This window comes from Slackia sp. (assembly GCF_977041755.1).
Genome location: NZ_CDRRGL010000001.1, coordinates 57,890 through 69,626, shown reverse-complemented (window position 1 = coordinate 69,626; position 11,737 = coordinate 57,890). Strand labels below are relative to the sequence as shown.

The window sequence follows — 11,737 nt, the reverse complement described above, 5'->3', positions numbered from 1 at the left end:
AAAATTCGCACGTTAGCCGACCTGCGGAATCGCCCCGACCCGGCGAGAGGGGAATGCTCTCGACCACAGCGAGCTACCGTTCGCCTTCGGCTCACTATGCGCTCGCTTGGCGGTGTTTCATTTTAGAATAAAAAACAATTTGAGCACCGACGGTCGAGCACATTCCCCTCTCGCCGGGTCGGGGCGATTCTGCCGATTTGGTTACAATTAGCCCTGGGTCTGCCGGAGGCATGCGCAAGGCCGTCGGCGTTCACTCTTGATTTTCATCTCATAATTAAGCGCCGCCAAGCGAGCGCATAGCGAACGAAGTGAGCGGTAGCTCGCTGTGGCCTTGAGCATGCCTCCGGCAGACCAAGGGCCACAGCAGGGTGTGCTATTCCTTCGCAACAGCCTTTTTCGACGTCGTTTTCTTCGCAGCCGTCTTTTTGGCGGGAGCCTTCTTCGCGGCAGGCTTTGCAGCCTTTTCTGCCTTCTTCGCCTCGGCCTTCGCGGCCTTCTCGGCGGCTTCGCGCTCTTTGCCCGGACAATTGAAATTCGGACACAGCTTCCACGGGCCACGGGCGGTGGTCACGATGACCATGGGAGCGCCGCAATCGGGACAGGTTTCCTCGGTGGCGGTGAGCTTGCCGTATTGCGGAAGCGGGTAGCTCGTCTCGCATTCCTCGTAGTTCTCGCAGCGAATGAATCGCTTGAGCGTGCGCGGGTTCTTCGACGCGATGAGCTGCTTGTCGAGGCCCTTCGCGGCGCACGTCGGGCACTTCCCCACCACGATGTCGGGCTCGTGATTCGTGGGGCAATTCGGATCGATGCACTGGATGCGCGGCTTGCTGCGGAAGGCGGTCACCTTGATTTGGGGCATGCCGCACTCGGGACACTTCTCTTCGATCGCTTCAATCTTGCCCTTCGGCAACGGATACGTCACATCGCACTCCGGCCAACCGGAGCAGCCAATGAACATCGAACGCGTTTTTTGGCTCGCGCGCAATTGCAGGTCTTTGCCGCACTTCGGGCACGGTCCCACATATGCGTCGGCAGCCACGGCATCGGCCAGGGCATCTTTGATTTGTTCCTGATGGGGCAAAAGCTCGTTGAGCACGTCGTTCAAGATGTCGCGCGACAAATCGACCACGTCTTTTTGGGTCTTGTTGCCGGCGGCAATCTGGTTCATATCTTCTTCGAGCGTCGCCGTCATGTCGGGGCTCGTGATTTGCGGTGCGAACTGACCGAGCGCATCGCATACGGCAATGCCGAGCTGGCTTGGCTCGATAGGGTCGTTCTGCACGTATTTCACCGTGTAAAGGCGCTCGATGATCGCATGGCGCGTGGCCTTGGTGCCCAAGCCCAAGCGCTCCATTTCCTGAATGAGCTTGCCCTGGCTGTAGCGCGCCGGCGGCTCGGTCTGCTTCTTGGTGCATACGGCGCCCTTGAAATCGACCGTTTGGCCTTCGACAAGAGCGGGCAGCTGCTCTTCTTTCTTCATGCCGTACGGGTAAATGGCGCGGAAGCCCGGCTTCACAACGACGTCGCCGCGCACCGCGAACGGCTCGGCATTCACTTCGATGGTCACCTTCGTGCCTTCGATGACGGCAGCGTCGGAAAGGGTTGCCAAGAAACGGCGAGCGATAAGGTTATAGAGCTTCCACTCAGGCGCGCCGAGCTTATCGGGGTTGGCGGCAGCCGTGGGGTGGATAGGCGGATGGTCGGTCGTTTCCTTCTTGCCGCGCGTGGCAACAAGCTTGCCGCGCTTCAACAGCTCCTGGCAATACGGACGATAGGCCGCAACGTCGGAGAGCTTTTTCACCGTGCCTTCGAGGTCGAGCGATTCGGGATACACCGTGTTGTCGACACGCGGATAGGAAATATAGCCGTCCATGTACAGGCTTTCAGCCAGGCGCATGGTGCGTGCGGGAGAAAGGCCCTCGCTCGCGGCGGCGGCCATAAGCGACGTGGTGTTGAACGGCACCGGGGCAGCCTGCGTGCGCTTTTTCTTCTCGATGGCGGAAACCACGCCGAAAGTTTGGCCCTCAACGTGGGACATAACGGCATTCGCGGCATCTTCGCTCTTGAAGCGAGCCGTCGCATGCGGCGCACTGAACTCATCGGCAGCATGCTGGAAGTCGCCCTTGATCACCCAATAGTCCTCGGGCACAAACGCCATGCGCTCGCGTTCGCGAGCGACGATGAGCGCGAGCGTCGGGGTTTGCACGCGGCCCGAGCTGCGCACGTTGCCGTAACCGGCGAATTTCACGATGGTGAGGTAGCGCGTGAGCACCGCACCCCAGATAAGGTCGATTTCCTGGCGGCTCTCGCCCGCCGCAGCCAGATCCTCATCGAGCTTCACGAGATTCGTGAAGGCGTGCGTGATTTCTTCTTTCGTGATGGCCGAATAGCGCGCACGGAATACCGGCGCGATATCGTTCACCTGTTTGATTTGGCCGAGCGCGTCAGAACCGATGAGCTCGCCTTCGCGGTCGAAGTCGGTCGCGATAATGATTTCGTCGGCCTTCTTGGCCAAGTTCTTCAAGCTGCGAATGATGTCTTTTTCCTTCGGCAGCTTCTCGATGGGCGCATATGCCAAATACGGCAGCGCGTCCATCTTCCACGCGCCCATGGCGACGCCATCGGCCAAAAACGGTTTGCGCTTGGTTTTGTACGGCGGTTTCGCGAGAAAATCGGGAATGTCGGCAGGCACGACTTCGCCATCGGCGGTCACGCCCTGCCAGCCCTTCGTTTTCTTGTAGACGATTTGCGGAACGAAATCGGGCTCGAGGATGTGGCCGCGCAAGCCGATGGTTACCCATTCTTCGCCATCGAGTTCGAAACGGTAGACGGGCGTGTTGTAGACCTTGTCGGCCTTCGGCTTTTTAATGCCCAACAAATCGGCGATTTTCTGGGCGGCGATATTCTTCTCAGTAACGACGAGCTTCAAAGCGAGTCCTCCCGATTTCCTACCTATATATAAGGCGATTGCGCAGCGCGATTGGCTTACGGGCAAAAGCGCCACAGCACCCATTGCAAGCGGTGCGAAAGCGACCGAATTGCGAGCGCATACATGCTAAACGCCCGATAGCATACACGAAATTGCAACTATCGGGCGAATTTTTATACGAGACGATATTTTGCGAGCGCAAGCGATACGTGGCGTGCAGGCCTTTATCGAAATGTTTTTCTTTGTCCAAACCGGCATATTCACGCATGCGCCCCCTTGATTTCGCGCTACTCGACCGGCCTGGTGCGACGCATGGCGGGAATAAGGAACACGCAGGCGATCGCGACCGCCGCAGCGCCGATGAGCGCACCCGCGAAGCATACCGACCCCATGCCAAAAGCAGTGCTCACCGCGCCGCCCACCGCCGAGCCGCCGCCGATTCCCAAGTTAAAGATGCCCGAGTAAATTGCCGTGGCGACCGCCGCCGCATACGGAGGCGCAAAGCGCAATATCTCAGACTGGTAGGCCACGTTGAATGACACGCCGCAAATGCCCCACAGCACGAACACCGCAAGCACCGAGCCCATGCCGCCGAGCGCAGCGGGCATCATAAGCGCGAGCGCGAGCGCCACGCCGGCGAGCGAGACGCGAATGTACCAATAGCGGCGGCGCTTGCCCACGTAGAAGCGCGCGAACAAAAAGCTGCCGATAACGCCCGCCACGCCAAACATCATGAGCGAGGTGGTGATGGCCTCGTCGGAAAGCCCGCCTATCTGCTGCAGATAGGGCTCCACGTAGCTGTAACCCGTGTAATAGGCCGTGGCAATGACGGCCGTGCCCACAAACAGCGACAGCAGTACCGGGTTTTTCACCAGGCTGGGAAGCTGGCTTACCTTAAACGGCTCGCCCGCACTCATTTTCGGCACGGCGAAGAAGAGCACCACGAGCAGCGCAACCGTGAACGCCGCGATGCAAGCGAATGCCATGCGCCAGCCGAGCGCCAAGCCGATGACGCGTCCCAAGGGCAAACCGAGAATCTGGGCGATTGAAGAGCCCGTAACGATGGCGGAAAGCGCAATCGAGCGATGCTCGAGCGAGACGGCACGCGCCGCGATGGAAGGCGCGATAGACCAGAAAATCGCATGCGCGCACGCGACAATGAGACGAGCACCCATAAGCGGGAAATAGCCGGGGGCAAGCGCCGAGCAGAGCTGCCCCACGCCGAACACCCCGACCACTGCTAAAAGCAGCGGACGGAAGCTGAACCGCGATGTCGCCACCATAAGCGGCACCGACAACAGGCACACCGCCCACGCGTATGCCGTGATAAGAATGCCACCCGTCGCTTCATTCACGCCAAAATCGGCCGAGATGTCAACGAGCAGGCCAATGGGCATGAACTCCGACGTGTTGAATATGAACGCCGCCGCCGCAACCGAGATAATCGCCGCCCATTCGCGAGCCGTTATTTTCCCAGCATTCGATGCCACGCCTTCGCATCCCTTCTTCTCTGCGCAAGACAAACGGGCGCATTCGGGAATCGCCTTCAGCATTCCACCGCGCGAACCGCCGCCTCGCATTCCGCTTTCTGAAGGAGTGGATTATAGAACAAGCCGCCAGGGGCAATAATCCCCCAGCGGCTTTCTTGCAAAAGGTTTACACGCGTAACGTCCCGACCTCAAGCCCCCCCGCACATACGCGAGGCGGCAATGGAAGTCGCGCCCATGAACGTGCGGTCTTTATGCGCCTAGCACCTCGCTGCAGACTTTCGCGCTTTCGGCGGCGTCTTTGCAGTAGTAGTCGGCGCCGACCATCTCAGCGTATTCGGCGGTAATAACCGCACCACCCACGAACACTTTCACATCGGGCGCCTGCTCGCGCAAAAGCGCGATGGTGTCCTCCATGCCACGCACCGTGGTGGTCATGAGCGCCGAGAGGCCCACGAGCTTGATATCGTGCTCGCGCACGCAATCGAGCACGGCCTGCGGCTCCACATCACGGCCCAGGTCATATACCGTGTAGCCGTAGTTTTCAAGCAGCATGCGCACGATGTTCTTACCAATATCGTGAATGTCGCCCTTCACCGTGGCAATGGCAACCGAGCCCTTGTCGGCAACAGCCCCGCTGCCGCCCTGTTCCTTGATGACATCAAAGCCGGCTTTCGCCGCTTCCGCCGACGCCATGAGCTGAGGCAGGAAGAACTTGCCTTTCTCGAAACGTTCACCCACATCATCGAGCGCAGGAATCAGGTGGCCGTTGATGACCTCCATGGCGTCGCACGTTTCGAGCAATTTCGAAACCGCCTCGGGCATGTTGGCCTTGCGGCCCGTGACCACGAAACGGCGCAATCCGAAATCGCCCACATCGTCGAAGGCGTCGCCCGCTGCGGGCGCAGGCGCCGAGGCGCTTCCCTGCACCGTCGCCGCTCCAGCAGCGCCGGCCACGGCCGACATGCTCTTGTTCGCGTATTCGGAAATGTAGCCCTGCGCCGAGACGTCTTGCCCGCACAGCACGCGCCACGTATCGACGATTTCGCGATAGCGCGCGGAAAGCGGGTTCAGAATGGGCATGTCGAGGCCCGCCGAAAACGCCGCCGCCAAGAAGGTGGCGTTCACGATTTCGCGCAAAGGCAGACCAAAGCTCACGTTCGATACGCCGAGCACCGTGCGCACACCCAAGCGCTCCTTCACCATCGTGATGGCGCGCAAAATCTCGACGACTTCAGCCTGATTGGTCGACGCGGCCATGACCAGGCAATCGATGAAGATATCGCTGCGTGGGATGCCGTATTTGTCGGCTTCTTCCACAATGCGCTGAGCCACGGAGAAGCGGCCCTCAGCCGTAGGAGGTATGCCCTGCTCATCGAGAGCGAGGCCCACAACCGCGCAACCGTAGTGTTTGGCGATAGGCAGCACGGCATCGAGGCTTTCTTGCTTGCCGTTCACGGAGTTGATAATCGGCTTGCCCGAATACACGCGCACGGCAGCCTCTACGGCAACCGGATCCGACGAGTCGATTTGCAAGGGCAAAGGCGACACGCCCTGGATTTTGCCCACGAGCGACACGAGCGTCGCCGCCTCGTCGATTTCGGGCAGGCCGGCGTTCACGTCGAGCGCGTCGGCGCCCGCTTCCGTCTGGGAAATGGCTTCGCCCAACACATAGTCGAGATTGCCTTCGCGAAGCGCGGCCTTGAGCTTCTTTTTGCCCGTAGGGTTGATGCGCTCGCCAATGGTGGCAACGTCGCGGCCAACCAGAAGCGTGGCATGGCTCGCCGACGTAATGCCGCACGCAGGAGCCACATCGCGCTCGACGGGCGCGCGGCCCGCCACGAGCACCGCCTCTTTCGCGATATAGTCGGGATTCGTGCCGCAACAACCACCCACAACCGACACGCCTTCGTCGACCATTGCCGCCACGGCTTCGATATATTCATCGGGCGCCACCGAGAACACGGTTTTACCATCGACGATGCTCGGCAAGCCAGCATTGGCCTGCACCATAACGGGAACCGTGGACGCCTTGAGCATTTCGCTTACCATAGGGCGCAAGTCGTTGGGACCAAGCGAGCAGTTCACGCCCAAAACGTCAACGCCAAGCGACGAAAGCACGATGGCTGCGATTTGAGGACTCGTACCCAAGAACGTGCGGCCGTCTTCGCCGAACGTCATCGTGGCGAAAATGGGCAAATCGGAGTTTTCCTTCGCAGCAAGAATGGCGGCCTTCATCTCAAGAAGGTCGGCCATGGTTTCGATGATGAACAAATCGGCTCCAGCCGCATCGGCCGCACGCACCTGCTCAGCGAACAGTTCATACGCCTCATCGAAGGGCATTGTGCCGAGCGGTTCGAGCAGCGCGCCCGTAGGGCCAATATCGGCTGCCACGTATTTCGCGCCCGACGCCTTGCCGCACGCAATGGCCGCCGCGAATACATCGGCCACGCTGGCAGCATCGCCAAGCTTGCGGCGGTTCGCGCCGAAGGTGTTGGCGGTCACGACTTCGCTTCCCGCCTCCACATACTGGATATGAATACCCGTGATTTCCTCGGGATTCGTAAGGCATAAAAGCTCCGGAAGCTCGCCCGCCTCAAGCCCCGCCTGCTGCAGCATGGTTCCCATCGCGCCGTCGAATACCAAAAAACGCTCGCCACGCAACACGGCGGCCATAGTTTCGTCGCAGCGCACAACACGCATCGCGCGCGTGGGATTATCGTTGATAGGCGTCATAACGCGTCCCCCTTCGAAATGAATGCGGCCATTATCGCGCAGAAACGAACGAAGGGCCTCCACATTGACGGCCCTTCACGCGACTTTCTACCAATTGGCGCAAAACTATTCGGCAAGGCTGCGCAGCAAGGCGATTTCCTCGGCATAGCCAGGCAGTTCATTGGGGGTTTCCAAAATGAACGGCAACTCGCGCAGCGCGGGATGGTTCACGATGCGCTCGAATGCCTCAACACCGATGAAGCCTTGGCCGATTTTCTCGTGACGGTCTTTGTGCGCACCGCAAGGGTTTTTCGAATCGTTGATATGCACTGCGCGCAAGCGCGGCAACCCCACCACGCGATCGAATTCCTCCAGCACGCCATCGAGGTCGCCCACGATATCGTAACCGCCATCCCATACATGGCACGTATCGAGGCACACGCCCACATGGTCAGCAAGTTCAACGCGCTCGATAATCGCCGCAAGCTCCTCGAACGCGCGACCCACTTCAGTACCCTTGCCCGCCATGGTTTCGAGCAGCACCGTAGTGGTTTGTTCAGGTGCGAGCACCTCGTTGAGAAGGCCCGCAATGAGCTCAATGCCACATTCGGCACCCTGCTTCACGTGACTGCCCGGGTGGAAGTTGTAGTAGCTGTGCGGCACAGCTTCCATACGCACCAAATCGTCTGCCATGCACATGCGGGCGAATTCGCGCGCCTCGGGCTTAGCCGAGCAAGGGTTGAGCGTATAGGGGGCATGCGCCACCAACGGGCCGAAATCGTGTTCGACCATGAGCTCGCGCAATGCCGCGGCATCGGCCGCGTCAATCGCCTTGGCCGAGCCGCCGCGCGGGTTGCGCGTGAAAAACGCGAACGTATTCGCGCCAAGGGAAAGCGCCGTGCGTCCCATGGCCGCAAAACCCTTCGAGGTAGACAGGTGGCATCCAACAGTGAGCATAGAATCCTCCGCCAAAACGAGCAATCATACGCGGCATGCGCCGCACGTATTCGATGCCGCATTATAGCCCCTCTATAAGGAAAGCGGACCGCACCATGTGCGGTCCGCTTTCAAGCTTCGGCTGACGCGAGGGAGGGAGAAACGCTCAGCCGACAGGGGGTATCGAAAATGCGGGCGGTGCGCCCTTCTCGCTTAAAGGTTCGCGACGTATTTGCCCATAACGTAGCCCTGGGTATGCGCACGGCCGAGAGACAGACCAGGCATCCACATCGTGTAATCAATGCCGCAATAGAAATCGCCTGCGGTATTGCCAATGGCGTAGAGGCCCTTGATCGGATCGGAGGAATCGGCCTTAAGCACTTCCATGTGCTCACCGACATGCACGCCGGAGACGATGGCCGACACGCGAACCTTGCGGTGAATGCCATAGAACGGAGGGGTGTCGATCGTGGTGAGCCACTTGCCTTCTTTACCGAAGTCTTCGTCTTTGCCTTCGGCCGCAAGCGCGTTGTAACGCTCAACGCTCTTTTTGAATGCGGCGGCATCGGTAATGCCCAGCTTCGTGGCAAGCTCATCAAGGGTGTCGGCTTTAAACGTCGCGACCTGATCTTCGTACACGCCCTTCTTCTCGCCGCTTTCCTCGGGCATATACGCCTTCAGCGCATCGGGGTCGAACAGCTTGCCAGGCCACGACGCGGCCTGCGTCATGTAGTTCGAATCGAAAATCTGGCAGTAATTGCCCGCATCCTCCTCGCTGCGCAGGAAGCAATTCATGCGAGACATACCGGCGGTTTCATCGGCAAAACGCTCGCCGTTCATCTTCACAGCCAAAAACGGCATGTCGCACATAGAACCCGGACCGGCGTCGAAGTCGTGCAGCATCTTGGTGTGGGCGATCGGCTCGATTTGGCCGCCAGCCCACACGGCCATCTTAATGCCGTCACCAGTCTTGTTGTTCTGCTTGCGACCCAAGTAATGCAGGTCGGGCAGATAGTAATCCATCATCTCGTCGTCGTTCTGGTAATCGCCCGTGGCAAGAATAACGCCCTTCTTGGCATTGAACTGGATATTGCCATCAGCGCCCTTGGCGATAACGCCCGTGATGCCGCTGTCGGCATCGCCCACGAGCTGCTTCGCCTCGGTGTTATAGAAAATCTCGACGCCCTGCTCTTCGGCATAGTCGGCCAAGGCGCGCATGCCGTCGCCCGTGTTATAGGGCTTCGGGCCGAAATCGATGGACAGATAGCTCAACGGATACCCATTCACGGTTTTCACCGTAGAGGTCCACTTTTTGGTCGTATCGGAAACCTGGGCGCCGACCTTCTGGGCAAGCTCGAAGATCCACGTAATCGCCTCGCCGGAATTTTTGGCCCACAGTTCAACTTGGGCACGGTTGCCGCGGAATTGGTGCTCCTTGAGCAGCATCGATACAACAGCGGAAACGCCCGCGGGGTCGGAACCGTCAAGAAGAATGCCCGTAGCGGTATTGCCCTGAGAAATCGCAGTCGCTTCTTTCTGGATAAGGGCAACGGTCGCGCCAGCCTCTTTGGCGGAAATCGCGGCAGGAACGCCTGCAGCGCCAGCGCCGACAATCACGACATCGTATTCCTTTGTTTCTTTGATATCGGTAATGGGGTCAGGCGCAGTAAGGAACGACGGCGTGCCAGCGCGATAATGGCCTGCGATATCGTTGACCTTCTTGTCGTCGGCGGCGGCGTTTCCGCCTTCCGATTTCTTCTCGCCAGAAGGCGAGCAGCCCGCGAGCATCGAAGCGCCCATAGCGCCAGCGGCTGCAACTCCACCGATTTTGAACAAATCCCTACGGCTCATTTCCTTCATGATGAAACCCTCCTTGTTCATTCTCGTTTCGACGGAGCCCTGCACATTGTGCGATCCCTTTTGCCCCGTCGGCATAGCTGCACCATATGTCCGAAAAAAGGCTGCGTAATCGACCGCACAGGGCAGATTCTGGGTTTAAATATGTAACACACCCCTATAACACCCAAATCGAACAGGCGTTTCTTTCTTTCTACAACAACTGCTTTATCCAGCTTGCTGTCCTGCCGCAGCAACGAGGGCCTTATAATGGTGGGCAAGGTTACGTGCCGGGAGGGGTTTAGGCACCATGGGAAATCAAAAAGATCGCGTTATACGCAACGCAAACGTACCTTTTAGCTCGGCAGGGTTTTTACCGCTCGCTTTTTTGGGACTCGGCATCTATCGCGCATGGATCGAAATTGTCTTCGTCGGATCGTTCGTCGACTTCCCGTCGGCACACTTCGCGACGCGAGACCTCTTCGATATTGTTATGAGCATCGTTCTTTTGGGCTGCGCGCTGGGAGCGCGCAAGGTTTCCCCGTTCTATTCGAAACACGCCGCCTGGGTGCTTTGCGGCACGCTGCTCACCCTCGCAACCGTGTGCACGTTTTCATCATTGTTCTATCCAGGAATCGCCGAACACCTTGCCATCGTCGCGTCGATTGCGGGCGGCATAGGCATTGCACTCATGATCCTTATTTGGAGCGAGCTCTATGGATGCATGAACCCCATGCGTGTGGCCTTCTATTATTCGGGGTCAATTATCGTAGGCGCCCTCATGATATATATCTACCGCGGTTTCGCCATTCCATGGCTCTTCGTCATGACCTCGATTTTGCCGATATTCTCGCTCCTGTGCGCCGCCCGAAGCTTCAATGTGCTTCCGGGCGACAATCTGCCAAGCACCACATGGGCCAAGTTCTCCGCGCCTTGGAAAATCATCATCCTTATGGCGATTTACGCTTTCGCCTACGGGCTGCTCGAGAAATACCTCTATGCAGGCACGTTCGGCCCCCATTCGGCGCTGGGCACCGTCGCGGCCGCGCTCGTGGTTATGGTGGGCGTTGTTCTGCAGGGCAAGAATTTCGACTTCGGCACCATATACCGCACGGCCCTGCCGCTTATGGCGGGCGCGCTCATCATTCCTTCGGCATTGGGCCTGTTCGACTCATTCTGGGGCAACTTCTGCGCCACCGGAGGCTATACGGCATTCTCGATTCTCATCATGCTCATTCTGGCCAACATCTGCTACCGCTACGGCGTTTCGGCGATATGGCTCTTCGGCATTGAGCGCGGCGTTCGCGCGCTCTTCATGATGCTCGGACGCTACGTCGATGCGGGCATCGACGCCATCGCGCCCTCATCCCTCAACGGCGACCTTGTGTCTTCGGGCGTCGCCCTTCTCGCCATCATCGGCGGCACGGTCATCCTGTTCTCGGAACGCGAGTTGGCAAGCCGCTGGGGCGCGAAGTTCCTCTATGCCGAAAACGGCAGCGACCCCATTGAAAAAAGGCATGCGCTCGTCGATCGCTGCGATGCCATCTCGAAAGAAAAAGGCCTATCGGCGCGCGAGCAAGAAGTTTTGCTGCTGCTCGCACAACACAAAACGATTTCCGATATCGAAAATGAGCTCATCGTAGCCAACGGCACCGTCAAAGCCCATATACGCCATATTTACCAAAAGCTCGACATTCACTCGCGCGAAGAGCTGTTTGAGATTTTGGGCACGCAGGCGTGCGAAGAGAAACAAACAGCCAATGACGAGGATTGTTTCTAGCCTCAAACAAAGCGGGCTCCTTCAATAGCGAAGAGTCAATCAATCAATACAATT

At 58.8% G+C, this 11,737-nt stretch carries 6 protein-coding genes; 1 reads left to right on the top strand and 5 read right to left on the bottom strand.

Annotated features, from left to right (window positions below; translation table 11 throughout):
• Positions 1-373 precede the first annotated feature (373 nt).
• The 5 genes from ACWI8T_RS00270 to ACWI8T_RS00250 form a co-directional block, all read right to left on the bottom strand.
• Positions 374-2,929, bottom strand: a complete 2,556-nt coding sequence (locus ACWI8T_RS00270) for a DNA topoisomerase I (protein ID WP_449137500.1) — start codon at positions 2,927-2,929, stop codon at positions 374-376.
• 287 nt (positions 2,930-3,216) lie between these two features.
• Entirely contained in the window at positions 3,217-4,419 is a 1,203-nt protein-coding gene (locus tag ACWI8T_RS00265) for an MFS transporter (RefSeq protein ID WP_449137499.1), read from the bottom strand.
• Between the two features lie 249 nt (positions 4,420-4,668).
• Complete coding sequence (locus ACWI8T_RS00260; RefSeq protein ID WP_449137498.1) at positions 4,669-7,215, bottom strand: homocysteine S-methyltransferase family protein; 2,547 nt, start codon at positions 7,213-7,215, stop codon at positions 4,669-4,671.
• Between the two features lie 42 nt (positions 7,216-7,257).
• Entirely contained in the window at positions 7,258-8,088 is an 831-nt protein-coding gene (locus tag ACWI8T_RS00255; RefSeq protein ID WP_449137497.1) for a deoxyribonuclease IV, read from the bottom strand.
• A 192-nt stretch (positions 8,089-8,280) separates the two neighbouring features.
• Positions 8,281-9,927, bottom strand: a complete 1,647-nt coding sequence (locus tag ACWI8T_RS00250) for an FAD-binding protein (protein WP_443729535.1) — start codon at positions 9,925-9,927, stop codon at positions 8,281-8,283.
• A gap of 286 nt (positions 9,928-10,213) precedes the next feature.
• On the opposite strand from ACWI8T_RS00250, the gene ACWI8T_RS00245 reads away from it, so the two are divergent.
• Positions 10,214-11,683: a response regulator transcription factor gene (locus ACWI8T_RS00245; RefSeq protein WP_449137496.1), complete on the top strand. Its 1,470-nt coding sequence runs from the start codon at positions 10,214-10,216 to the stop codon at positions 11,681-11,683.
• Positions 11,684-11,737: the final 54 nt, after the last annotated feature.

What these genes read in the sequence shown, in the direction of transcription:
- ACWI8T_RS00250 (WP_443729535.1), bottom strand. Translation starts at nt 9,927, where the DNA reads ATGAAGGAAATGAGCCGTAGGGATTTGTTCAAAATCGGTGGAGTTGCA.
- ACWI8T_RS00245 (WP_449137496.1), top strand. Translation starts at nt 10,214, where the DNA reads ATGGGAAATCAAAAAGATCGCGTTATACGCAACGCAAACGTACCTTTT.
- ACWI8T_RS00255 (WP_449137497.1), bottom strand. Translation starts at nt 8,088, where the DNA reads ATGCTCACTGTTGGATGCCACCTGTCTACCTCGAAGGGTTTTGCGGCC.